This window comes from Photorhabdus akhurstii, assembly GCF_018448925.1.
GTDB classification, from domain to species: Bacteria; Pseudomonadota; Gammaproteobacteria; order Enterobacterales; family Enterobacteriaceae; genus Photorhabdus; species Photorhabdus akhurstii.
The window spans coordinates 24,152-48,934 of record NZ_RCWE01000013.1 but is presented as its reverse complement, the minus strand read 5'-3'; the positions used below and the strand labels follow the sequence as shown (position 1 = coordinate 48,934).

Annotated in this window: 25 protein-coding genes; 7 read left to right on the top strand and 18 right to left on the bottom strand. The window is 42.4% G+C overall.

Annotation, left to right across the window (positions count from 1 at the left end; genetic code table 11):
* Positions 1–48: 48 nt before the first annotated feature.
* Positions 49–2,883, top strand: a complete 2,835-nt coding sequence (uvrA, locus tag EAE93_RS14815) for an excinuclease ABC subunit UvrA (RefSeq protein ID WP_214039988.1) — start codon at positions 49–51, stop codon at positions 2,881–2,883.
* A 39-nt stretch (positions 2,884–2,922) separates the two neighbouring features.
* On the opposite strand, the gene EAE93_RS14810 is transcribed toward uvrA, so the two are convergent.
* Positions 2,923–3,885, bottom strand: coding sequence for a pseudouridine-5'-phosphate glycosidase (locus EAE93_RS14810; protein ID WP_214039987.1), 963 nt, complete (start codon positions 3,883–3,885; stop codon positions 2,923–2,925).
* A gap of 2 nt (positions 3,886–3,887) precedes the next feature.
* Positions 3,888–4,973: a PfkB family carbohydrate kinase gene (locus tag EAE93_RS14805; RefSeq protein ID WP_214039986.1), complete on the bottom strand. Its 1,086-nt coding sequence runs from the start codon at positions 4,971–4,973 to the stop codon at positions 3,888–3,890.
* A gap of 659 nt (positions 4,974–5,632) precedes the next feature.
* Here EAE93_RS14805 and EAE93_RS25590 point away from each other — a divergent pair.
* The gene (locus tag EAE93_RS25590; protein WP_391528462.1) at positions 5,633–5,758 is read left to right on the top strand and encodes a hypothetical protein; all 126 of its coding nucleotides are present in this window, start codon (positions 5,633–5,635) and stop codon (positions 5,756–5,758) included.
* Between the two features lie 68 nt (positions 5,759–5,826).
* Here the strand turns inward: EAE93_RS25590 and EAE93_RS14795 are convergent, their stop codons facing one another.
* The 4 genes from EAE93_RS14795 to dnaB all read right to left on the bottom strand — a co-directional run bounded on the left by EAE93_RS14795 (position 5,827) and on the right by dnaB (position 10,052).
* Complete coding sequence (locus EAE93_RS14795) at positions 5,827–6,084, bottom strand: cloacin immunity family protein (RefSeq protein ID WP_214039985.1); 258 nt, start codon at positions 6,082–6,084, stop codon at positions 5,827–5,829.
* Positions 6,085–6,273: 189 nt separating this feature from the next.
* A complete protein-coding gene (locus tag EAE93_RS14790; protein WP_214039984.1) occupies positions 6,274–7,470 on the bottom strand; it encodes an amino acid aminotransferase in 1,197 nt (398 codons plus the stop codon).
* Positions 7,471–7,523: 53 nt separating this feature from the next.
* Complete coding sequence (gene alr, locus EAE93_RS14785) at positions 7,524–8,603, bottom strand: alanine racemase (protein WP_214039983.1); 1,080 nt, start codon at positions 8,601–8,603, stop codon at positions 7,524–7,526.
* 39 nt (positions 8,604–8,642) lie between these two features.
* On the bottom strand, positions 8,643–10,052 hold the full coding sequence (gene dnaB / locus EAE93_RS14780; protein WP_036778097.1) for a replicative DNA helicase: 1,410 nt from the start codon (positions 10,050–10,052) through the stop codon (positions 8,643–8,645).
* A 172-nt stretch (positions 10,053–10,224) separates the two neighbouring features.
* Between dnaB and EAE93_RS14775 the strand changes: the two genes are divergently transcribed.
* Entirely contained in the window at positions 10,225–11,208 is a 984-nt protein-coding gene (locus EAE93_RS14775; RefSeq protein WP_214039982.1) for a quinone oxidoreductase, read from the top strand.
* A gap of 150 nt (positions 11,209–11,358) precedes the next feature.
* Here EAE93_RS14775 and EAE93_RS14770 read toward each other — a convergent pair whose 3' ends face one another.
* The 5 genes from EAE93_RS14770 to EAE93_RS25315 form a co-directional block, all read right to left on the bottom strand.
* Positions 11,359–11,736, bottom strand: coding sequence for an ASCH domain-containing protein (locus EAE93_RS14770; RefSeq protein ID WP_036811552.1), 378 nt, complete (start codon positions 11,734–11,736; stop codon positions 11,359–11,361).
* Positions 11,714–12,103: a hypothetical protein gene (locus tag EAE93_RS14765; protein ID WP_214039981.1), complete on the bottom strand. Its 390-nt coding sequence runs from the start codon at positions 12,101–12,103 to the stop codon at positions 11,714–11,716. Before EAE93_RS14765 ends, EAE93_RS14770 begins: the two co-directional genes overlap by 23 nt.
* 319 nt (positions 12,104–12,422) lie before the next feature.
* Entirely contained in the window at positions 12,423–13,460 is a 1,038-nt protein-coding gene (gene dusA, locus EAE93_RS14760) for a tRNA dihydrouridine(20/20a) synthase DusA (RefSeq protein WP_214039980.1), read from the bottom strand.
* A gap of 286 nt (positions 13,461–13,746) precedes the next feature.
* Positions 13,747–14,031: a helix-turn-helix domain-containing protein gene (locus EAE93_RS14755; protein WP_065389959.1), complete on the bottom strand. Its 285-nt coding sequence runs from the start codon at positions 14,029–14,031 to the stop codon at positions 13,747–13,749.
* Entirely contained in the window at positions 14,028–14,159 is a 132-nt protein-coding gene (locus EAE93_RS25315; protein WP_265340063.1) for a type II toxin-antitoxin system RelE/ParE family toxin, read from the bottom strand. The genes EAE93_RS14755 and EAE93_RS25315 overlap by 4 nt, the downstream gene beginning before the upstream one ends.
* 89 nt (positions 14,160–14,248) lie before the next feature.
* Here EAE93_RS25315 and EAE93_RS14745 point away from each other — a divergent pair, with 89 nt between their 5' ends.
* Complete coding sequence (locus tag EAE93_RS14745; protein ID WP_036811547.1) at positions 14,249–14,566, top strand: helix-turn-helix domain-containing protein; 318 nt, start codon at positions 14,249–14,251, stop codon at positions 14,564–14,566.
* Between the two features lie 147 nt (positions 14,567–14,713).
* Here EAE93_RS14745 and nadS read toward each other — a convergent pair whose 3' ends face one another.
* The 4 genes from nadS to EAE93_RS14725 all read right to left on the bottom strand — a co-directional run bounded on the left by nadS (position 14,714) and on the right by EAE93_RS14725 (position 17,168).
* On the bottom strand, positions 14,714–15,010 hold the full coding sequence (gene nadS, locus EAE93_RS14740) for a NadS family protein (RefSeq protein ID WP_214039979.1): 297 nt from the start codon (positions 15,008–15,010) through the stop codon (positions 14,714–14,716).
* Between the two features lie 148 nt (positions 15,011–15,158).
* A complete protein-coding gene (locus EAE93_RS14735; RefSeq protein ID WP_214039978.1) occupies positions 15,159–15,737 on the bottom strand; it encodes a VOC family protein in 579 nt (192 codons plus the stop codon).
* 166 nt (positions 15,738–15,903) lie between these two features.
* Positions 15,904–16,329 carry a tail fiber assembly protein gene (locus EAE93_RS14730; RefSeq protein WP_214039977.1) on the bottom strand — a complete coding sequence of 142 codons (426 nt, stop codon included), beginning with the start codon at positions 16,327–16,329 and terminating at the stop codon, positions 15,904–15,906.
* A 2-nt stretch (positions 16,330–16,331) separates the two neighbouring features.
* On the bottom strand, positions 16,332–17,168 hold the full coding sequence (locus EAE93_RS14725; protein WP_214039976.1) for a gp53-like domain-containing protein: 837 nt from the start codon (positions 17,166–17,168) through the stop codon (positions 16,332–16,334).
* A gap of 498 nt (positions 17,169–17,666) precedes the next feature.
* On the opposite strand from EAE93_RS14725, the gene EAE93_RS14720 reads away from it, so the two are divergent.
* Positions 17,667–18,857, top strand: a complete 1,191-nt coding sequence (locus EAE93_RS14720) for a lactate oxidase (RefSeq protein WP_228998671.1) — start codon at positions 17,667–17,669, stop codon at positions 18,855–18,857.
* 202 nt (positions 18,858–19,059) lie between these two features.
* On the opposite strand, the gene EAE93_RS14715 is transcribed toward EAE93_RS14720, so the two are convergent.
* The gene (locus EAE93_RS14715; protein ID WP_036811537.1) at positions 19,060–20,202 is read right to left on the bottom strand and encodes a DUF1266 domain-containing protein; all 1,143 of its coding nucleotides are present in this window, start codon (positions 20,200–20,202) and stop codon (positions 19,060–19,062) included.
* 219 nt (positions 20,203–20,421) lie between these two features.
* Between EAE93_RS14715 and zur the strand changes: the two genes are divergently transcribed.
* The gene (gene zur, locus EAE93_RS14710; protein ID WP_214039975.1) at positions 20,422–20,934 is read left to right on the top strand and encodes a zinc uptake transcriptional repressor Zur; all 513 of its coding nucleotides are present in this window, start codon (positions 20,422–20,424) and stop codon (positions 20,932–20,934) included.
* Between the two features lie 155 nt (positions 20,935–21,089).
* Here zur and lexA read toward each other — a convergent pair whose 3' ends face one another.
* A complete protein-coding gene (lexA, locus tag EAE93_RS14705; protein WP_036778115.1) occupies positions 21,090–21,695 on the bottom strand; it encodes a transcriptional repressor LexA in 606 nt (201 codons plus the stop codon).
* A 119-nt stretch (positions 21,696–21,814) separates the two neighbouring features.
* A complete protein-coding gene (locus EAE93_RS14700; protein ID WP_036778117.1) occupies positions 21,815–22,186 on the bottom strand; it encodes a diacylglycerol kinase in 372 nt (123 codons plus the stop codon).
* Positions 22,187–22,315: 129 nt separating this feature from the next.
* Here EAE93_RS14700 and plsB point away from each other — a divergent pair, with 129 nt between their 5' ends.
* Positions 22,316–24,772 (top strand): glycerol-3-phosphate 1-O-acyltransferase PlsB, encoded by a 2,457-nt coding sequence (gene plsB / locus EAE93_RS14695; protein ID WP_036778119.1) that lies wholly within the window; start codon positions 22,316–22,318, stop codon positions 24,770–24,772.
* Positions 24,773–24,783 lie beyond the last annotated feature (11 nt).

The following is a 24,783-nucleotide window of genomic DNA, read 5'->3' as shown; positions in this document are numbered from 1 at the left end:
CTCACTTATTATTATTTATGCACGTATGAATAACCCGGGAAATGGTTCATGGATAACATCGAAGTTCGGGGCGCACGTACCCACAATCTCAAAAATATCAATCTGATAATCCCCCGAGACAAACTGATAGTTATCACCGGTTTGTCCGGTTCAGGTAAGTCTTCTCTAGCATTTGATACGCTTTATGCTGAGGGTCAGCGTCGTTATGTGGAATCGCTTTCAGCTTATGCGCGCCAGTTTCTGTCACTGATGGAGAAACCTGATGTTGACCATATTGAAGGGTTATCCCCGGCCATTTCCATTGAGCAGAAATCTACTTCCCATAACCCACGTTCAACTGTGGGGACAATTACCGAAATTCATGATTATCTGCGTTTGCTGTTTGCCCGTGTAGGTGAACCACGTTGCCCAGATCACGATATTCCATTGGCAGCACAGACTGTTAGTCAGATGGTAGATAATGTGCTAACACTGCCAGAAGGTCATCGTTTGATGTTGCTGGCGCCGATCGTTAAAGAACGTAAAGGCGAACACACTAAGTTACTGGATAATCTGGCAGCACAAGGTTATATCCGCGCCCGTATTGATGGTGAAGTCTGTGATCTATCCGATCCGCCAAAGCTAGAATTACAGAAAAAACATACTATTGAAGTGGTCATTGATCGCTTTAAAGTTCGTGCCGATCTGGCACAACGCCTGGCTGAATCTTTTGAAACAGCGCTGGAGCTTTCAGGCGGCACTGCTATTGTCGCCAATATCGATGATAATACAGCCGAGGAGCTGATTTTCTCTGCTAACTTTGCGTGTCCTGCATGTGGCTATAGCATGAGTGAGCTGGAACCTCGCCTATTCTCTTTTAACAACCCAGCCGGGGCTTGCCCGACTTGTGATGGTTTAGGTATTCAGCAATTTTTTGATCCCGATAGAGTCATTCAGAATGGTGATATCTCCCTGGCTGGTGGTGCAATTCGTGGCTGGGATCGCCGTAATTTTTACTATTTCCAGATGCTACGTTCATTGGCAGAACATTATAAATTCGACATCGAAGCACCCTTCAATTCCCTCAGCGCCAATATTCAGAAAGTGGTGTTGTATGGTTCCGGTAAACAATCCATCGAATTTAAATACACCAATGACCGTGGCGATACCACAGTGCGTAACCATCCGTTCGAAGGTGTACTGCATAATATGGAGCGCCGTTATAAAGAGACGGAATCTACTGCCGTTCGGGAGGAGCTGGCGAAATATATTAGTAACCGCTCGTGTATTTCCTGCCACGGAACCCGCCTACGTAAAGAAGCCCGCTACGTATTTATTGAGAATACCACTCTCCCGGAGATCTCAGATTTCAGTATCGGCCATGCGATGGATTTTTTTCAAAACATTAAACTCAGTGGTCAACGTGCGCAAATTGCTGAAAAAGTACTGAAAGAGATCCGCGACCGTCTGAAATTCTTGGTTAATGTTGGTCTGAATTATCTGACTCTCTCTCGTTCTGCCGAAACTCTGTCCGGTGGCGAAGCTCAACGTATCCGCCTTGCCAGTCAGATTGGCGCCGGTTTAGTGGGAGTGATGTATGTACTTGATGAACCTTCTATCGGGTTACATCAGCGGGATAATGAACGCTTGCTGGAAACGCTAATCCACTTACGCAATCTGGGAAATACCGTGATTGTGGTTGAACACGATGAGGATGCCATCCGGGCTGCCGACCATATCATTGATATCGGTCCCGGTGCCGGCGTGCACGGTGGTGAAATCGTCGCGGAGGGCACAGTTAAAGATATTATGGTGAGCAAAGATTCACTAACAGGTCAATTCCTGAGTGGAAAGCGTGAAATTGCCATCCCAGAAAAGCGTATCCCGGCTGATCCGAAAAAGGTGCTGAAACTGCTCGGAGCGAAAGGTAATAACCTGAAAAATGTGACGTTCAATCTGCCAGTTGGGTTATTTACTTGTATTACCGGGGTTTCTGGTTCCGGTAAATCAACGCTAATTAATGATACTCTGTTCCCCATCGCCCAACGCCAGTTAAATGGCGCGACCAATATCACTCCTGCCCCTTATATCGATATTCAAGGGCTAGAGCATTTCGATAAAGTGATTGATATTGACCAGAGTCCGATTGGCCGAACTCCCCGCTCTAACCCGGCAACTTATACCGGCGTATTCACACCAGTCCGTGAATTGTTCGCTGGCGTACCTGAATCACGCGCCCGTGGTTACACACCTGGACGATTCAGTTTTAACGTTAAAGGTGGGCGCTGTGAAGCTTGCCAAGGTGATGGCGTTATTAAGGTAGAAATGCACTTCTTGCCTGATATTTATGTCCCTTGTGATCAGTGCAAAGGTAAGCGTTATAACCGTGAAACACTGGAAGTAAAATATAAGGGCAAGAATATCAATGAAGTATTGAATATGACGATCGAAGAAGCTCGTGAATTCTTTGATGCAGTTCCTGCCCTAGCCCGTAAACTGCAAACCCTCATGGACGTTGGCCTTTCTTACATCCGTCTGGGTCAATCAGCAACAACGCTATCAGGTGGTGAAGCGCAGCGAGTAAAGCTGGCGCGTGAGCTATCCAAGCGCGGAACCGGGCAGACGTTATATATTCTTGATGAGCCAACAACAGGTTTGCATTTTGCTGATATTCAGCAACTATTAGCGGTTCTGCATCAGTTACGCGATCAAGGGAATACCATTGTGGTTATTGAACATAACCTTGATGTAATTAAAACCGCTGACTGGATCGTGGATCTTGGCCCGGAAGGAGGTAGCGGCGGCGGCGAGATTCTGATTTCGGGTACACCAGAAGAGGTCGCCAAATGTGAGAAATCACATACTGCACGTTTCCTGAAACCTATATTGAAGAAAGAAGCATAATCGGCAAACAGGGGCGATTTAAGCCCCTTTTTCCTGTGTTCAGTTTCCTGTTCTCTGTTTTCTGTAACAACTGTTTTCCCAGTAACAACAGGCAATTTTCGCTGCCAGTTCAGCGTTATTAAGTACCAACTGAATATTGGCAGACAAGCTATCACCCCCAGTTAACTCAGCCACTCTGGATAACAAAAACGGCGTACACGCCTTTCCATTTACTTTCTGTTCTATGGATTCGTGCACCGCCTGTTCGATAGCAGCATTGATCTCCGCTTCCGGCATAGCGTATGGCTCAGGGATAGGATTGGCAATCACCAAACCTCCCTGTAATCCAGTATCCCATTTTACTGCCATCGCCTGAGCTATCTGTTCTGGGGAGTCCAGACGAATATTGACGGGAAATGGGCTAGTACGACAGAAAAACGCCGGTAAAGAGTGAGTCTGATAGCCAATTAATGGTACGCCATGAGTTTCAAGATATTCTGTTGTCAGGCCAAGATCCAGAATAGATTTAGCGCCAGCACAGACTACTGCGACACTGGTTTTCGCTAATTCCTGTAAATCCGCCGAAATATCAAAAGTCTGTTCCGCTCCCCGGTGCACACCGCCAATACCGCCGGTAGCGAAGATTCTAATCCCGGCCATTGCCGCAATAATCATGGTAGAAGCTACCGTCGTCGCGCCATTTTTTCCAGCCGCGATAACAAAGGGTAAATCACGACGACTGACTTTAGTTATCTTGTCACCTTCTCTACCCAAAAATTCGATCTCTTCATGAGAGAGTCCTGCTTTCATCATCCCATTGATAACAGCAATTGTTGCAGGAATAGCGCCATTTTCCCTGATTTTCCGCTCAACTTGCAACGCAGTCTTTACATTTTGCGGGTAAGGCATTCCATGAGCAATAATGGTAGATTCCAACGCCACAACCGGCCGGTTATGCTCTAAAGCCTCTGTAACTTCCGGGGAAATATCCAAATATTTATTGCTAATAGCATGATTTTTCATGATTATAATTCCAGCAGTTTTTGGACACTGCCATTTGACAGATTTGGATTATTGGTAAATTCGCAAGAGAGCGTGAGCGCAGAGCACCCTTGAGCAAAGCGAACACTTTCTGCCAGCGTCATATTTTCTAGCCAACAGTTCACCAGCCCAGCCATCATGGCATCTCCGGCCCCTGTTACATTGACAATCTTGATACTGATGGGAAGTGACCAGCCTGCCACACCATCGCTTTCGCTAAAGTAGACACCCTCTACGCCCATGCTGAGTACTAACCGCTGCACACCTTGATCGTGAAACCACCGCGCTACTGCCGGAACATCGGTAGGTTGGGTGATTTTCATTCCACTCAGTGCTTCCGCTTCCAGACAATTAGGTTTTAAGGTGTGAATATAGGAAAGCCAGTTTTTAATCTTAGGCGCTTTAAATGCGGATACTGTATCCACAAATATCGGCACCGTTCCGGCGTTAGTCAACAACCAAACCAAAGCTTCTTCAGATAAATTGCAATCAATAACCAGTACACCGGCATGCCGAATAAGATCATAATGATTCGTTAGCAACGATGGCGTCAATTTTTCCAAAATATGCATATCATTGATGGCAACCAACATCTCACCGCCGTCATCTAATAAGGAGACATATGTCGAAGTATTTTCACCATAAAGTTTATAGCAGTAGTCGACATTAACCCCTGCGCATCTAGCCTGATCTAGTAAAGTGCTACCATAGAAATCATCGCCAACAACAGAAATAAGATGGCACTCTTTACCTAATAATGCGATATTTTGGGCAATATTTCTTCCTACACCACCCGGGGTACATTTTATTTTTCCTGGGTTAGAATCTTGATAAATGAGTTTATCCGATGCATAACCGCAAACATCCATATTAATAGAACCAACCGTTACTACATAATTATGATCAGATAAAATATAACCTTTCCCTTTTATATATCCCTTATTCATTAAATTCATAATATGGCCAGCAACACCAGAGCGACTTATACCTAAAATATCGGCAATTTCCTGCTGTGGGATCAACGGATCTCGTCTCAGAAGTTGTAATATTTGTTTTTCCCGATTCGTCATTTTTGGACACTTGTTTGTTCTTAAACACGCGTTTGTTTTATGTGTTAAAGGAAAAATAGTAAAGTGGGATTTTTTACTTTACAACGAAGTTGGGAGAACGATCGTAAGAGTATATGACTGGATTATCAGCCCTATTTTATGTGATAACCATCAAATTAAATCCTGCTAAACAATCCTTTTTGCTGCATATTAATAATCAACCGGTATTTTGTGCCAGAAATAAATTCAACAAAACAAAGCATTAAGTAAATCCTTGTCGAAAGCTAACAAATGTTTGGATATACCTTGAAATGGTGAAAATTACTTTTCACCATCTGAAACATGTTTCATAAAAAATTGATCTGTTTCACATTAAAAAATATACTTCATAACCGGAAATATCCACGAAAAAATTATATACGCTGCAATTAGAATAATTCTCACATTAGATTCCATCATATAAAGAACAAATATAAATATTTATAACGCTATTATTCTTATAAACAAAAATGCTTATAAACCTCTTGCTCATATAAATAAAAATGTTTATTTTCAAATTAAACAAACAGGAGGAGGCAGTGAAGCAAAGCGAGTTTCGCCGGTAGCTTAAAGCTCAAGGAACAGAATTTAAAGATGGGACTAACCACTTGAAAGTTTTCTTGAACGGTAAGCAAACCACGATGCCAAGGCACCCTAGTAAAGAAATTCCAGAACCGCTGAGGAAATTAGGTCACAGCACTAAAATTGACACCATCGCGAATGCGTTAAATGCCTTGGGCAAACATCTGGAACTTGTTGCCATTTAAACATCACCATCAAATAGTATTAAACCTTGCCACAACAAGGTTTAAGTAACTAAATTTAAATTACAACTTCATGACCATTTATTTCGATAGTCGAATGATATTTGATACCAATATTTATCTGTTTCAATTTTATTTTTAAAATATGATTCAAGTGTTGGCACCCATTCTTTTTTTACATCGAATGCACCATTATTAATATTATCTTCAATAGGAAGCCCTAATTTTTCTATTACTGAACCATCATCTCCCAAATCTCTAGAATATTCCTCACCAATAAACTCTTCCGTTTTTTTATCAAACCACGCAATATTTAACTTTAATCCCATAACTTACCTCATAAAAATTTTTAATGCTACGTTCTGATCAGCCGTTGCTAATTACGCGCCACATTAAATTAATATTAGGAAGGGAAAATAAGCGCACCATAAATAGCGCGCTTCAAGGATGTATTTACTGCTATTTTACAAATTTATCGATCATTATCATCGATAGCAGATTATTTACATCAGAATTTATTACTTATTTACCGCCGCAAATGTCTCAGCAACACGTGCAACATTACGGTGATTAACACCCGGTATACAGACTCGGCCATTACCGACCAGATAAACAGCAAATTCTTTGCGTAAGCGATCCACCTGCCGCTGGCTAAAACCGGTATAGCTGAACATCCCGCGCTGTTTCAGAAAATAATCAAAATTTTTCTCTGGTAGTGCGGTTTTCAAAGCATCCACCAGCACCGTACGCATTTCCAAAATACGCAAGCGCATATGTTCAACTTCTGTCAACCATTGTGCCTTCAAAGCAGGATCAGTCAGTACTTTCGCCACAACCTGCGCACCAAAATTCGGTGGGCTAGAGTAGACGCGACGCACACCCGCTTTCAACTGCCCTAATACCCGCTCTTTGGTCTGTTCATCATCGCAAATGACAGACAAACCACCCACGCGCTCACCATACATAGAAAATATCTTGGAGAAAGAGTTACTCACCAGACAAGGCAAACCAGCGTTCGCCATTGCACGAATGGCATAAGCATCTTTTTCCATACCCCCCGCAAGTCCCTGATAAGCAATATCAAGGAATGGCAGTAATTCTCTCTCTTTAACAATCTGAACAACTTGATCCCATTGATCATTGGTCAGATCCGATCCAGTTGGGTTATGGCAACAAGGGTGCATCACAATAATGCTTTTTGCCGGCAATTTCCTGAATGTTTCCAGCATTTCATCGAATTTTACCCCTTTAGTCTGTATATCAAAATAAGGGTAATAGTTCACCTTAATACCAGCCCCCGCAAAAATAGCCGCGTGGTTTTCCCAAGTTGGATCACTGCACCACACTTCTGAATCAGGGAAATAGCGACGCAAAAAGTCAGCTCCAATTTTAAGAGCGCCAGAACCGCCTAATGATTGAATCGTTGCCACTATCCGTTGTTTCAACACCGGATGATCTTTACCAAATAACAGTTCCTGAACCGCAAGACGATAGGATTCCAATCCCTCCATCGGCAGATAAAGAGAAGCAGTCTGTGACAACGCTCTAAGTTGTTCTTCCGCGGTAGCCACCGCCTGCAATTGCGGAGTCACACCCTGCTCATCGTAATACAGCCCGATACTCAGATTAACTTTTTCCGCACGAGGATCTTTTTGAAATTCTTCAGCCAGCGAAAGAATAGGATCACCAGCATAAGCATCAACATTCTGGAACATCAGGCTCTACTCCTTATCAGTCAGTTATTTAATAAACAATATAATCTACAACATCATTCGTCCAGGTATTCCATCACCACTCTGGAAGTAAGCTTAGTCACCAGCTCATAAGTAATGATACCAGTGCATTCAGCAATCCGTTCCACCGGTAGTACATCTCCCCAGAGCACCACTTCATCACCCACTTTATCTGTCGCATCAGGCCCCAAATCAACCGAGATCATATCCATCGAAACTCGGCCAGCAATCGGCACTTCACGGCCATTAATATATATTGGCGTTCCCGAAGGCGCACTGCGCGGATAACCATCACCATAACCGATAGCCACAACCCCAAGACAAGTATCACGTTCACTGACCCAGGTCCCACCATAGCCAACCGACTCTCCAGCTTTATGCTTACGAATAGCAATTAAGCTCGACTTTAAGGTCATCGCGGGGATCAAATTAAAATCCACGGCCGTTTTATCAGACAATGGCGATACACCATACATAATCAGCCCAGGGCGCACCCAATCTTGATGGACTTCCGGCCACAACAGGATACCTCCTGACGCGTCAATAGATTTTTCTCCCGGTTTGTCCGCACAGAAAGCCTGAAAACAAGCTATCTGCCGGCTAGTTGTATCTACCGTTGGCTCATCAGCCCTGCCGAAATGGCTGACAATATTGACGGGCTGCTGTACATTTTTACAACGACTTAGCCGTTGATAAAATTCTTCGGCATCTTCCGGCCGTACACCTAAGCGATGCATCCCGCTATCTAGTTTCATCCATACTTTTACCGGATGGGATAACTTAGCCTGCTCCAGTGCTTCCAACTGTTCAATGCTGTGAACCACAGTTTCAATATAGTTAGCAACCAGTACTGGCAGGTCAGACGCATCAAAGCATCCTTCCAGTAACAGAATCGGTTTGACGATACCACCATGACGCAACGTCAATGCTTCACCAATTCGCGCTACACCGAAACAATCGGCGTCGTCCAGCGTATGTGCTGTCTCCAGTAAACCGTGGCCATAAGCGTTTGCTTTCACAACTGCAATCAGATTGCTTTTAGGAGCAAGCTCCCTTACCCGTTGCAAGTTATGTCGCAGAGCGCGGCGGTCAATAATTGCGGTTGCCGCTTTCATTCTATTCCTTAAATTTATTAATTCTTTGGTGGTTAATACTTATTCGTCGTCATAACTTGGTCCGGCATAGTTATCAAACCGCGACCATTGACCATTAAACGTTAGGCGAACTGTACCGATTGGGCCGTTACGCTGCTTACCAAGAATGATTTCAGCCACACCTTTCATGTCGCTATTCTCATGGTAAACCTCGTCACGATAGATAAACATAATGAGGTCGGCATCCTGCTCAATAGAGCCGGATTCACGTAAATCAGAGTTAACCGGGCGCTTATCTGCCCGCTGTTCAAGGCTACGGTTGAGCTGAGAAAGTGCAACCACCGGCACTTGAAGCTCTTTAGCCAAGGCTTTTAGTGAACGGGAAATCTCCGCAATTTCCAAAGTACGATTATCGGATAAGGCCGGAACCCGCATTAATTGCAGGTAGTCGATCATGATCAGACTTAATCCACCATTTTCGCGGAAGACGCGCCGAGCCCGGGAACGAACTTCGGTAGGCGTCAGGCCAGACGAATCATCAATATACATATTGCGTTTTTCCAGCAATATGCCCATCGTACTGGAGATCCGCGCCCAATCTTCATCATCAAGCTGACCGGTACGGATACGGGTTTGATCCACCCGTGAAAGGGACGCCAGCATACGCATCATGATCTGGTTGCCGGGCATCTCAAGACTAAAGATCAAAACAGGCTTATCCTGCATCATGGCTGCGTTTTCACACAGGTTCATGGCAAAAGTGGTTTTACCCATAGAAGGACGCGCAGCCACAATGATCAAGTCTGATTTTTGTAAGCCTGCGGTTTTCTTATCCAAATCCTGATAACCGGTTGAAACACCGGTTACACCATCATGAGGGCGTTGATAGAGCTGCTCGATACGCTCGACGGTTTCTTCAAGGATCTGTTCTATTCCTTTCGGCCCTTCATCTTTACTGGCACGATTTTCAGCGATCTGGAACACCCGTGATTCGGCCAGATCCAATAATTCTTCGCTACTCCTGCCTTGAGGATCATAACCCGCATCTGCAATTTCATTTGCAACAGTGATCATCTCGCGGACAACAGCACGTTCGCGGACAATATCCGCATAAGCATTAATGTTCGCTGCACTTGGCGTATTTTTAGATAATTCAGCCAGATAAGCAAAACCCCCTACATTATTTAGCTCCCCGCTCTGTTCAAGGGATTCCGATAATGTAATCAGGTCGATAGGATTGCCCATCTCCAGCAACCGCTGCATTTCAGCAAAAATGCGCCGATGTGGACGGCTGAAAAAATCATTGCTAGTAACACGTTCGGAAACATTATCCCAACGTTCGTTATCTAGCATTAAGCCACCTAACACAGACTGCTCTGCTTCCAAAGAGTGCGGCGGAAGTTTCAGCCCTTCCATTTGGCGATCTTTTGGTTCAGCCATTTTGTTGTGAGTTGATTTTTTTCCCGCCATGAATCCTGCAATAATCCACTGATAAATTTACAACAGCACAGAGTATACGCTATGAAGTGCCTTGAGTAATTACATATAGTTTGTAATTATTTCTGGCACATTAAAGCCTGTTTACAATGAATTCAACTACTACGTGCACACACATTCCCCCTTATATTGATGAGGTTGAGTCATGGCAAAACATATCGAATTTTCCTCTATTGGCAGCCCCGAGGTCCTGCAATATTGTGAATTCACCCCCAAAGCTCCTGCTGACGATGAAGTACAAGTAGAAAATAGAGCGATTGGAATCAATTATATCGACACTTATATTCGTAGCGGGCTATACCCGCCGGCACAATTACCAAGCGGCCTGGGCACTGAGGCCGCAGGCGTAGTGACCAAAGTGGGTTCTGCTGTGACTACCATAAAAGTGGGTGACCGTGTAGTTTACGCGCAATCAACTTTAGGCGCTTACAGTGAGGTGCATAATGTCGCGGAAAACAGAGTCGCTGTTCTGCCGGATACCATCTCCTTCGAACAAGCTGCGGCTTCTTTTCTAAAAGGGCTGACAGTCTACTATCTTCTACACCGTACCTACAAAATCCAGTCAGGCGAACCCTTTTTGTTTCATGCCGCCGCTGGTGGCGTTGGGCTAATTGCCTGCCAATGGGCAAAAGCTTTGGATGCAAAACTGATTGGAACAGTCGGCTCTGAAGAAAAAGTACAACGCGCTAAAAATGCAGGGGCATGGCAGGTTATTAACTATAACCGTGAAAATATTGTCGAACGAATTTATGAAATCACCAACGGTGAAAAAGTCGGTGTAGTTTATGATTCTGTTGGTAAATCGACCTGGCTGAACTCGCTGGATTGTCTGAAACGCCACGGATTAATGGTTAGCTTTGGCAATGCATCCGGGCCAGTTACCGGTGTCGATTTGGGGATTTTAAATCAAAAAGGCTCACTGTTTGTTACCCGCCCTTCTATCGCCGGCTATATTTCAACGCGCGAAGAGTTGGATGAGGCGAGCAAAGAATTATTTGATCTGATTGCCAGCGGAAAAATTAATGTGGACGTACCAGAAAATCAGAAGTTCCCGCTAAGTGAAGCGACAAAGGCACATCAGATTCTGGAAAGTCGGGCAACGCAAGGATCAAGTTTACTGATCCCTTAACAGTAAGATGAACGGGTTATTAACTAAGCCTGCAAGTCTAATACCTCATTATGCCGCTATTGCCTGCACGAATAACCTTAGACCGGAGGGCAATGCTGGCTGAATATATGAAAGATAAAACAATACCCCTCTTGGTAGGGGTATCACACCTCAGGCAGATAAATAACGATAAGATTGAGGCGGTGTTATCCCTTGACCAAACACATTTAAAGGCAGAGGTTTATCGTATTTTTTAACATTACCAATACTGATTGCGACAGCCTTCTCCCTTCCTTCAAAATAACTATCAAAAAAATCCTTTGTTGTACCTGCAAATTGATGAGTCATTTCCCATACAACGGAAGGAGCGTCAGAAATAATATCTTCAATTTCAAACTCGCCAACAACCATACCTATCGGCATAGTTGCATATATAACAACGGATTGAACCTGATTATTTTTAAAGGCAACTTTCCTAAATTCAAATTTCTTTGAACCATCAAGTATTCTATCAACATACTCTGGTTTAATTGATAATAAAACTTTCATTGGCTTCGCTCAGTTTGATAATATTATTAAATTGATCATCAGTCAATCTCATGATTCCCCAATAATCACTTTTATTTAAACCGACTTCGTTAATGAGTCTATCACGAATAATCCTTTTAGGTAAAGCCACATTATAAGTAAATCTTACTATGTATGGATACTGCCGTCTTCTATATATTTCAGTTAATTCATTTACATTAAAGACACTAAATTTACTACAATAATCAATATAGCTTTCTAGCGTTGGGAACTCATTAATAACCCTGACTTCTTCAACAACGCAAAGTGAACTAATCACAGATCTATATCGTGCTGGCCCTTGTTTATCGGCCGTTCTATATATAACAATAATATCCCCTCTCTTCATATGAAGGACATCTTTCATTGCACATATATATATTTTATGGATACTATTGTTGCTATATACTTACTATCAGCAAGAGTCACGTAAACTGGGATATTATTACCCGGAACAGTTTTCCAGATTTCAATATGACAAAATTAATTTATTCGAACAGCATCACAATATTTCGCAAAGATATATGGATATCTATTTTTGTCCGATAATGAAAAACTAACTCGAAAAAACAGATTAAAGCACAGTAAAAAATCACGCAATATCCATAAATATTTTAGTGCTCAATTCTCATATATGACTGTGCCTTTAACAGTAAAATGAGCGGATATTACATCCGCTCAGTCACCATAGCTAACGCCTGTTCCACGACAGAAACATCCGCGCCCGGTTTATGTGCATTTTCACTAAGATGACGACGCCATTGACGTGCCCCCGGAATCCCCTGGAAAATACCTAAAATATGGCGGGTAATATGCCCCAGATATGTTCCTTTTGATAGTTCTTGCTCTATATAAGGATAAAGTGCTTTAACCACCGCAACGGTATCAACTACCGGCATTGAAACATCAAACAATTCATGATCAACCTGTGTCAAAATAGACGGGTTCTGATAAGCCTCTCGCCCAACCATAATTCCATCTACATATTGTAAATGCTGTTTCGCTTCTTCCAGCGATTTAATACCGCCATTGATAGCAATCGTTAATTGAGGAAAATCCTTTTTCAATTGATAAACTCGTGGGTAATCCAGCGGGGGAATCTCACGGTTCTCCTTTGGGCTTAAACCAGAAAGCCAAGCTTTACGGGCATGAATGGTAAATATATTGCAACCACTGCGTTGCACAACAACATCAATAAAATCACATAGGAATTGGTAACTGTCCTGTTCATCAATACCGATACGGGTTTTAACTGTCACCGGCACATTAACCACATCCTGCATGGCTTTGACGCAATCAGCGACCAGTTTAGCATCCCCCATTAGGCACGCACCAAAACGGCCATTTTGCACCCGATCAGAAGGACAACCGACGTTTAGGTTAATTTCATCATAGCCACGTTCCTGTGCAATCTTCGCACAATGCGCCAACGCCTGCGGATCACTGCCACCCAGTTGTAGTGCTATCGGATGTTCTTCTTCGCTGTATGCCAGATAATCGCCTTTACCATGAATAATCGCCCCGGTTGTCACCATTTCTGTATATAACAGCGTTTGCTGACTTAATAAACGATGGAAATAACGGCAATGGCGATCTGTCCAGTCCAACATAGGAGCTACGGAGAAACGGTTAGGACTATATTTGACTGTTTCTCTATCTTTCTCGCTGAATTTAAACGTTTTTTGAATTTCTTTACTTTGGTGCATTGCTATACTTTTTTAGATTATTTTGGCATTCTCAGTACCCCATAAATAAGGGAATATACTGCGGAGAATGATATTAAATTACGGCCTACTATAGCATAGTGAAACGTCCCCGTACTGATGACACTATTAGGTATCGTTGACAATTGACGTTAAGAAGTATCACAGGTGATTTAATGTAGAGCCGTACAATTTGCTATCAGGAATATTTTGGGGAAACGCAGAGTACGTTGACTTTAGCGTAATTATTTCAGCTAAAGGGATAAACGGGACCAAAGTCCCATTCCTTTTACTGATATTGAACGTTGAAGTTAATAACCGCGCCACACGCTGCCGCATAACGTTCCAAGGTCTTCATACTTGCGCCAAGAGGATTTTTTTCAAGCCGATTGATACCTGATGGTTTGATACCGATTTTATCTGCCAGCTCAGTCTTTGACATGCCAGAACGTTCACGCATCTCAAACAATATCTGTATCAGTTCCAATTCTTTGTCGGCCTCCTTATACGCAGCGATAGACTCCGCGTCATTCAACATCAACTCCTTCAATTCGTTCAGTGATATTGGTTTCATTTGAACTCCTTAAGCCTCGTATGGTCTGTCTTGATGGCTGCTGCCGGGGTTTTGTCGGTCTTCTTCACGAATGCATGTAGCAGATAGATATTCTGACCTCTTGCAAACGCATACAGTGACCGGACAATGTCTTTATCTCCTACCCTTTCGAAGGAAAAGATGGATAAAATTCGTGAGCGATTGAAAATCGCAGAAGACCATGCCAGAGGAACATAATATGAACCACAATATCGAAGTCAGTAGCGGTAACATTTATGCCGATCTCGGTACGGCAGATGCCGAAGAAATGCAAGTCAAAGCACAACTTGCTACCACCATCGGCAACATCATTAAAAGCCGCCGCCTAACACAGGAAAAAGCCGCACAATTGTTAGGCATGACTCAACCCCGCTTATCTAACATGCTACGTGGGCAGCTCCGGGGGATCAGCGAGGCAAAAATGCTAGATTGCCTGAATCGACTAGGGCGGGACGTTCAGATTGTGATCGGGAAACCACGCCGAACACCCGGTAGCCTTAAAGTCGTTTTTTCTTAATACAACTTTCACAATAGCCCAATCTTCTGGGCTATTTTTATCTGTCGTGCATATACTCAAGCTCAGTTCTTGTCAACAGATCTGACTGGTACCGAACCTTTTACTACAGCCCTTTTTCGTACAGTTCCTAATCCTGCTGTCGCTCAATTAAATCATTTTAAGCTGGTTGATAATAAAAGGATTCGCCTGAAGCAACAACAACAGTTTTCTTGATGCGCCAGTAGGATAACGGCGTTGGATTTCCCAACTTTTCACCAAGTCATAACTTACCCCGACCGCCACAGCAAAATCTTGCTGCTTCAAGCCGGTAGCTTCGCGTATTGCTTTAACATCAATCTCGGTGAAAGTATGAACATGTTCTGGTTTCGGTGTCAGCTCACCCTTCTCAATTTTCACCATTTCTTCTGCACTAGCCAGCAGATCGGCAAATATTTCATCTTTCATGCGATTTCTCCGCCCTTTGGCGCGGGAGTTACTCCCATAAATAATGCAACTAATTCAGCCTGTCCGAAGATACCTCACTACACTTGTAACGACACTATCTACCGTTTCAGGCAGCAGATCGACAAATAAAATAATTATTAAGCACTACTTAATCAGTGCCAATATCATCATGGCCTTCTTCAAATTCCCATTGAATATTATATTTGTCGATAAAATAAAAATATCTTATCTTGCCCATAATCTCACAAGTTTTTTGTTTTAAAACAGAGTTTTTTTCATCCTCCTCGTTAAAGAACATAAATTCATCACTGGTAATTTCATCTATTTTGTATGGCTTATATAATGGTGATGAATTTATCAATCTGACATCAGGAAAGTTTTTTATATATTCAAATACACTATCTATATTTTGTATTCTAAGGCAAATATGCCCAATACCACCAATATCATTAGCTTCCTTTATTTCAACCCTTTTTTCTCCCGTCGGATGATGATATTCCATTAACTCAATAAAAACCCTAGCTCCAGGAATTTCCAAAAATGCCATTGATACATCAATCTGTTCAGGGTTATCAATAAAACCCGCTGACTTTGCAAAACCCTTATTTTTAAAATGAGGAAAGAATTGTCTTGGTATTGCCCCAAATAGATTTTTATAAAAGTCTATTGCTGCCATCATGTCATCTACAACGATATTAATATGACCCAATCCTTTAAAGTCTATCATTATTTTCTCCATTAGTTTATATAGAATATAATCTCATATAAAATAAAGAATAATAAAATTAGCCTATAGAAGATAATCAACAATTAAGATTTAAATTGGAAGCCAGATATACCCCCAAAAAATCAAACAGGTCAATTTTGGGGGTGGATTGAAAAATTTCGTCTATTTATTCTTCAGGTTTTTCCGGCCAATCAATATCCATTGCCTGTGAAACATCTATCCGATTAAGTATTACTCTGTATTCTTTCCATGCCAATAAAGCTATTTTCTCTTCCTCAGTCGCAATACCTAAATCAACAGCGTCTTGCAGTGGCGCAATTTGATTGGTTGCCTCAGCAATAAGTTGTTGTTTTTGGAGTTCAGCATGTTGCCGTAATTCATCTTTCGTTGGCGGGGGAATATCTGCCCACTCCGGCAAACCGTTTTTATTTGCTACACGGTGTTTCCCTTCTGGAGCATGATTAGCAGCATATTCCTGATAAATATCATGACTGACTTCTATAATATCATCAGGCAATGAACCAGCAGCAATATAATTTTGTTCCAATTCTACCGGGTAGAAAGCATTCGTTTTTGCACTGTAATAATACATAGTTAATATCCTATCGCTATCCAAAAGAATGGGCTATCCCATTTGGCATTTACCCAAGAATTTAATAAATCGAAAGATGAATTATCAATTACATTTACATAGCCAACAGATGCCCCCATAAAACCCATTTTACTTTGAATAGAATTAATATTGACGGCATAATGCGTATTGGAAAAACTAATTGGTAATTGAATACGTTCTATACGGCCAGCATCAATGACCTTAGTACGCCCCCATTGGTAAATAACGCCTGTATCTCCACATTTCCACCAACCATTAACCGCTTTACTGGCTGTATTCCTATTACCTTTGGCATTAACTTGGTTATCTACTTCTTCTTTTGTGTACACCCCAATATCCACAGCATCCAGATCAATATTCTCAGATAATTCCTTACCATTCACTTGCCGAATGTTGGGCACTCTGCTATTAATATTTTCACTAAGCGAATTTACTATTTCCTGAGCAAGCTTTTGCGTAACAGCTAATATGTCACTATCACCGAGTACATCTGTAAGTTGAATAACACCTTTTTGTGTTAATGAAGCACTTGGAATTTCTATTAAAGCTTTTTTCTCTAAAGCTGTATTTAATTGGGTAGTGAGCTTACCTATATCACCGTCATCCAAAACATCATCACCACATTGTGTAGCGATAAAATTAGCCACCACCGATGATATGGTTGACGATTGACGCAAGACCTTATTTAATAAATCAATGGAAATAACATTGGGAAGAATTCCCATATTCAATTCCTGACTCTCTTCATATTCTTCCTGAGAAACAATATTCGCATCTGGACTAATAGAAAAGGCTTTAAAGTCATTCTTATTACTCATGAGTTCTCCTTAAGGAAAAAACTTATGTTTTCATTAAATAAGACTTTGAGATAATGAAAATTAAAATATCCACCTGTTCATCGCATATAATTTTAGAATGCATTTCAATAATAGCCTTTTTCTGATAATGAATGATGAAATATTTTTATAACCTAGTGAAATTAACCATTTTATTATAATTAATAAAGATAACAATTAAATATTTTAAGCCAAATTTATATCCAAGCAGCCCATTTACATTCAGCATCCACGCACCCTCTGTTTGAACTATTCTCCAAAAACTCAGGTAAGCAAATGAAATAAGCCATTTTACTTTAATCTGAGTTTTGTGATGTTGCTCTCACAACAAAGAATCGCTAGTTCCAATAAGCTTTGTCAGCTTATAAAAACATTCTTCAGGATTTATTAGCTTGAATTATCCAGAATAGGTCTATTCTTAATATGTGGACAAATTCTATTGTCAATACTTATTAAACCTACTAAGTAAGGGAAAATTATATGCCATCAAGAAGAGACGTCATAGTTGGAGGATTAAGTCTTGCTGCTGCCGGTACGCTATCCGCTGTATCCTCAGCCAATGCCGCAACTGCTAACATAAAACTGACAGGAGCCTACAAAACAAATAGTTCAGAAAAATCCCTTGATATTATTAATCTTTATGATCTGGAAGAAGAAGCGCGTAAATTGATTCCTGCGCCCCAATTTGGCTATATCAGCGGCGGTTCAGGTGATGAATGGACTCTACGTGAAAACACCAGAGCCTTCGACGATTTCCAAATTATTCCCCGCTATCTCGCCGGAGTAAAAGAGCCTGACACCACAACCGAGTTGCTCGGTAGTAAAGTGGATATGCCTATTTTCATTCCCCCAATGGCAGCACATGGGCTAACTCATACTACTGCTGAATTGGGCACAGCAAGAGGCGCCGCCAATGCCGGCACACTATTTACCGCACAAACTCTAGCCAATTCACCTCTTGAAGAGATAGCAAAAGTGAGTAATGGCCCTAAATGGTTCCAAATTTATTTTACCAAAGATATGGGCATTAACCGCGAAATGATACGCCGAGCCAAAGCGATGGGAGCAACCGCAATCGTCTTTACGGTCGATTTAGAGTGGAGTGGTAATAGAGAAACCGATAAACGTAATAAATTTGTTTTCCCACATTCATTACCATTTCCGAATATTCCAGGCGTTCCCGCAGGAGCAACCTTAGCAGAGATTACAGCGCTCTTTAAACGGGATCTTGATTTTAATGACCTGGAGTTCCTTGCCAAAGAATCAAGTCTGCCAATCATCGTAAAAGGTATTCAATCTGCCGAAAATGCTAAAGAATGTGTTGACCACGGCGCCGCAGCAATTCAAGTTTCTAATCACGGTGGCCGGCAGTTGGATACTGTCCCGGCAGCAATCGCTTCATTACCGCACATTATTGAAGCTGTCGGATCTAAAATCCCAGTCTATTTAGATGGCGGCATCCGCCGTGGTACCCATGTGTTTAAGGCTCTCGCATTAGGCGCCAAAGCTGTCGCTATCGGTAGGCCCATTTTATATGCGCTGGCATTAGGTGGAGCACCAGGAGTCACTTCCGTTTTAAACCTACTTAAAGATGAGCTAAAACTCTGCATGAAGTTGGCAGGATGTGCGGCCATTAAAGATATAGAGAGAAAATTTATTAATTTGATTTAACCCATTAACTAATAAAGCAAATATTGGCCCCGTTTCATTTGAAACAGGTGATTTCAGGAAACGGGGTAAATTATGTTGCCTTTAGAAATAATGGATACCATAACGAAAAAATCCGTTCTCTCACTTATTACACCATATTTCCTATATTAATTATTTATTTCCCTTTGAAATGTTCTTCAAAGGGAAACATTTCATGTAAATATTAATGGAGTACACGAGACGCTGACAGCTCAGTAATATCAAATTCATAACTTTGTTGCTCTTCCATGTTACTGCGTAAAACATCTTCTACTAATGCAGAAAAACCTGTCATCATCTGCTTTTCCATCATGACGCCTTTTGGTTCAGGCCACGGCAAACTAGCAATTGGCCAGTCACAATGTGACTTATAATAATTAAATTGTTCCAGCCGCTCTTTAGACCGATCAAAATCATTACTCCAGTAAGCATTGCCCAGCCGAAAATTTGTATAAAATTCATCAAAACTACCGAAGATTTCATAAACATAATCAGCGGTTTTCAGCATATTTTTCCATGCCATTTCTTCACTGATATAACCGGCGCAAAAACAGTTACGACTTAAAACAATCGCAAGCCACAAATCAAACCCCCACACTAATGCAGGAGGGCGTCGATTAATAGGTTTGGCACATTTATGAATATAGTCAGGTGTTACTTCAACTAATTTGGCCAGCACTTTAAACATTTTCCCATCACTAAGAGCGGCATCAATCGCAAAATGTTTTGAATGCACCCCTTCCCACAAACCCGTTAGCATTTTCATATACCCTTCTTCATCAATAATTCCCCAGTCGCTATATAATTGGGATTGATGCTCTTGGGTCAGAGATAATGGAAGCAGACAGTAACGATAGTTATCATGGGCAACCCGTGACTGTAGGGGATAATGCTCTAGAGTTTCACTCCAAAAACCTAGCCAATAGTCACTAACAATATTTAACCGTAATGCCTGGCGCTTCTCTTCTGGTAAAAGAGATAAACCTGCTTGTTGATAATAACGCCGTTGTTCCCATTCAGGCCGCTTAACAATGCGATAAATAATAACAGAGAGCAACATTACACCTAATAATGCTACACCTCCTACTTGTGCCAGAAGTAAATAATCGGCATCAGGGACAGATACATTACCTATTATAAATAAAACAATTGCTACAGATAATACAATACCCATACATACTGCAATTACAAATAAAATATTAATCAATGCATATAATGCTCTTAGAAAAGGTAACTTTCTTTTTTCACAGATAATATGCTTCATTACCTGATAGCCTTTAACTGGGAACTGTCTATAATGAGGCTGATTTTGTAAAAGCTCTTTCATCACAAATGCTTCCTTTCCGAAAATTATCTGTCATATACGATAATTCTTGTCTGTATTATCATAAACTTCAAGAAAACATTATTTTTGCTATTGAGTACCAATTTAGCCAAATTAACTCCATCAGGGGACAATCACAATGAACTTTACTGGATAATATTTTCTATTGAAGAAACATGATAACATCACAATATTATCATCGTACTGGTTGTAAGAGGCGCAATGAAATTGATTAATCAAAAAAAGTTACTGGAACAGGCCGAAGTTATTTGCCAGGCTCGTGGAGTCCGCTTTACTCCGCAGCGGCTTGAGGTTTTGCGTCTCATTTCAGAACAGCCAGGGGCAATCAGCGCTTATGATTTACTGGATTTGCTACGGGAAGCAGAGCCGCAGGCCAAACCGCCTACCGTATACCGAGCACTGGAATTTCTGCTGGAACAGGGGTTTATTCATAAAATAGAATCCACCAACAGTTATGTCCTATGTCACCATATCGAACAACCAAGTCACACTTCAGCGATGTTTATTTGTGACCATTGTGGTTCTGTTACGGAACGAGATGGTGGAACCGTCGAATCCGCCATCCAACAACTAGCAAAAACAGCCGGGTTCAGTTTACGCCATACCATTATCGAAGCACATGGCTTATGCTCATCCTGTGAAGAGATCGAATCCTGCACTAAACGAGATGAATGCCAGCATGACCACCGCATTGAAGTAAAAAGAAACAGATAGTAAGTAAATACTTACTTTTGGTACAGAGCCAGACTGAAATAGACAACCGCAGAATCACGTTTAAGATAATCACAACGATAAATTCAACAACATGATTCTGCCGGAATATTGCAATTCTTTAACAATCTCAAAAACAACAATTTGATATTTTATTATCAAGACCAGTTGCCGCTACGAATCACCCCAACCGCCAATCCTTCAATTGTCAGGCTCTGCTCACGCAAATCCACCACAATTGGCTTAAATTCAGGGTTTTCTGCCAGCAATTCAACTCTGTTTCCAGTCTGTTTAAAACGTTTTACCGTCACTTCATCTTCAATGCGAGCAACAATAATCTGCCCATTACGAACATCTTGTGTTTTATGCACGGCCAACAGATCACCATCCATAATCCCAACATCTTTCATAGACATGCCGCTGACCCGCAACAGGAAATCTGCACTTGGCTTAAACAGTGCCGGATCAACCTGATAATGACTTTCAATATGCTCCTGTGCCAACAGTGGTTCACCTGCGGCGACACGGCCAATTAACGGTAAACCAGATTCTTCAACCAGCAAACGGATACCTCTAGATGCCCCAGCGACAATCTCTATCACCCCTTTACGAGCCAATGCTTTCAAATGCTCTTCAGCCGCGTTAGGTGAACGAAAACCAAGACGTGCTGCAATTTCAGCACGCGTTGGCGGCATCCCCGTTTGCGAAATATGGTCACGCACCAAGTCATAAACTTGCTGCTGCCTTGCGGTAAGTGCTTTCATTTCGTCCCCTGTTTGTTTATACAGTCAATATGTGAGTATATACAGCTAAATAACGATTGGGAACCTACCAGGGTAGAAAATTAGCCAATTATAATATAATACCTAACTATTAAACTAAATCAGGCCATAAAATAGCGCCAAAGGATGGTCCCCCAGACAATTAACGACAGAATCATTGTTAGAAAGACAGCCGCCGATCCCATATCTTTCGCGCGACCGGACAGTTCATGGAACTCACTGCCAATACGATCAACCACGGCTTCAATAGCACTATTCAGAGTTTCCATAATCAACACCAGCATCACTGAACCAATCAGTAAAATGCGTTCAATTGCGCCGATATCCAGATAAAATGCAACCATCATAGCCAATATCGCTAAAACTATTTCCTGACGGAAAGCCGCCTCATTTTTCCATGTTGCCCGAATGCCCTTCACCGAATATACGATCGCTTTAATGATACGGGTCAAGCCCTTGGATTGATTAGCCATAAATTATTCACACCAAATGTAAGGTTATTTGACACTTTCCCCTTTTATTATTGTCTTAACACAACAGATCTCAACATCTGTTTCTGGTATGCTGGCAACGTGTTGCTAACAAGAGGCTTCAAGATATTTATGTCAAGTTGGCGTAAAATATATTATAAATTATTGAATTTACCACTAAAAATACTGGTAAAGAGCAAACTTATCCCCACAGATCCTATTACCGAATTGCGGCTTGATACGACACGCCCGATTCTGTACGTGCTGCCGTATCATTCCAAAGCAGACTTACTGGCATTACGTCAGCAATGTCTTGAACAGGATCTGCCGGACCCATTAAATTCACTGGAGATTGGTGACACTGAACTTCCTAGCTATGTATTTATCGATAATGGCCCACGTGTATTCCGCTATTGTGCGCCAAAGCAGGAATCCGTGAAAATTTTCCATGATTACCTAGATCTTCATCGCAATAATCCAAATCTGGATATCCAACTGCTGCCAGTTTCTGTCATGTTCGGCCGTTCCCCGGGACGCGAAGGGCAGAGCGCTCCACATTTGCGGCTACTCAATGGTATCCAAAAATTCTTTGCCATTCTCTGGCTAGGCCGAGATAGTTTTGTGCGCTTTTCAAACACAGTATCTCTACGCTATATGGCAACTGAGCATGGCACTGACAAGACGATTGCCCATAAGCTGGCTCGCGTGGCGCGAATGCACTATTCACGTCAACGCCTGGCGGCCGTTGGGCCACGCCTGCCGGTTCGTCAAGAGTTGTTTAACAAGTTACTGGCATCGAAAGCAATAGAAAAGGCGGTCTCCGATGAGGCCCGCAGCAAGAAAATCTCACACGAGAAAGCCCGACAAAATGCCATTAATATGATGGAAGAGATTGCGGCGGATTTCTCTTATGAAACGGTACGGCTGTCAGGCCGCGTACTGGGTTGGACCTGGAATCGCCTGTATCAAGGGATCAATGTTCACAATGCTGAACGCATTCGCCGTCTGGCACAGGATGGCCACGAACTGGTTTATGCGCCCTGCCACCGTAGCCATATGGATTATCTGCTGCTCTCCTATGTACTCTATCATCAAGGCTTGGTGCCGCCCCATATCGCCGCTGGCATCAACCTGAATTTTTGGCCGGCAGGGCCAATATTCCGCCGCCTTGGCGCATTTTTCATCCGCCGCACGTTTAAGGGTAATAAACTCTACGCCACGATATTCCGGGAATATCTAGGTGAGTTATTTGCCCGAGGTTATTCTGTTGAATACTTTATGGAAGGCGGTCGCTCCAGGACTGGTCGTTTACTCGATCCCAAAACGGGTACGCTGTCCATGACGTTACAGGCGCTGTTGAGAGGCGAATCACGCCCAATTACCATTATTCCGATCTATATCGGCTACGAACATGTGATGGAAGTTTCCACCTATGCCAAAGAGCTGCGTGGCGCAACCAAAGAGAAAGAGGGCTTTTTCCAGATGATACGCGGTTTGCGCAAACTTCGTAATCTGGGGCAAGGCTACGTCAACTTTGGCGAACCCATCCCGTTGATCCAATACCTTAACAACCATGTTCCTAGCTGGCGCGATTCTATTGATCCAATAGAATTCCATCGTCCCGAATGGTTCAATCCGACAGTCAGTCAACTGTCTGAAAAGATTATGGTAAGCATTAACAACACTGCGGCGGCTAACGCGATCAACTTATGTTCAACTGCCCTGCTTTCGTCACGTCAGCGAGCGCTAACTCGTGAGCAACTGCTTGAGCAACTGGATTGTTATATACAGCTCATGAGCAATGCGCCCTACGCTGCCGATGTCACTGTACCAAAGAAAACCGCAGAGGAGTTGTTAGAACACGCTCTGCAAATGGATAAGTTCGAGGTAGACAAAGACAGTATGGGCGACATTATCATTCTGCCGCGTGATCGGGCAGTTTTGATGACCTACTACCGCAACAATATTCAACATCTCTTAGTACTGCCATCGCTGATTGCCTGCATCGTGATTCATCATCGCCGCATCAGCCGCGAAGCGTTGTTAAACCAGGTCGCGATCATTTATCCACTCCTTAAAGCCGAACTGTTTATGCGTTATAGCAAAGCAGAGTTGCCAGAAGTGGTTAATACGCTGATCAACGAACTGACCCGCCAGTGCCTTATCTGCAACAAGGAGCATGGCATGCTGGTGCTTAATCCAGCACGTATCCGCCCCCTGCAATTACTGGCAGCCGGTGTCCGTGAAACACTGCAACGTTATGCCATCACCCTCTCTTTACTGAACGCCAACCCAATAATCAGCCGGGGAGCGCTGGAAAAAGAGAGTCGAATGTTAGCGCAACGTCTGTCGGTATTGCATGGCATCAACGCACCTGAATTCTTTGATAAGGCGGTATTTACTACGTCAGTAAATACACTACGTGAAGAAGGTTATATCAGTGACAGTGGCAATGCGATTACAGCAAATACCCACGATCTGTATCAGGTATTGGGTGAACTGATGTCACCTGAGATTCGTCTTACGATCGAGAGTGTCAGTTTGCCACCAGAGCATAACGATACCGAAGAGAGTGCCAAGGAAGGATAATCTTCTTAAAT